Genomic DNA, 571 nt, shown 5'->3' with positions numbered 1-571 from the left:
TGTATTTGTCTACTACATACAGCTCTAGCCCATTCAACAGTGCTCCCCAGATTTCAAAGGTACAGGCATCAAATACCGGAGATCCTGTCTGTAAAATACGATCTCCCTCTTCAAAACGAATGTAGTTCGTATTCTTGACGAGACGTACCACATTGCGATGTTCAATCATTACACCCTTCGGTTGACCTGTTGAACCTGATGTATACATCACGTAAGCGAGATCTTTGACGCTGGTATTCTGTTCAATTCCATCCAAGTCACTAGTTATTTGTGAGTGATCTGAGTTCTGAACTACATAATTGTCCTCATCTTCCAATTCCAGCACCACGGCCGAACATCCCAACACTAGTTCCGCATATGCCTTCTGTACCAACACGATCTCTACCTGACTATCCTGAAGCAGATAACTCAGACGTTCCGTTGGATATTGCGGATCCATCGGCATGTATGCTCCTCCTGCTTTCAACACTGCCAACATACCGACAATCATCGTGATCGAACGATCCCCGATGATCGCTACACAACGATCCCTCCTCGTACCTTTCGACCGTAACACAGCGGCTAGACGATC

At 45.9% G+C, this 571-nt stretch carries 1 protein-coding gene; it reads right to left on the bottom strand.

Annotated elements, in window-relative coordinates; all coding sequences use genetic code 11:
• The coding region (locus AC1D7X_RS25850; RefSeq protein WP_495476446.1) for an AMP-binding protein at positions 1 to 571 on the bottom strand (571 nt) is incomplete at both ends.

It is taken from the genome of Paenibacillus sp. Y568 (genome assembly GCF_059445545.1).
This window is presented reverse-complemented; position numbering and strand designations above follow the sequence as displayed.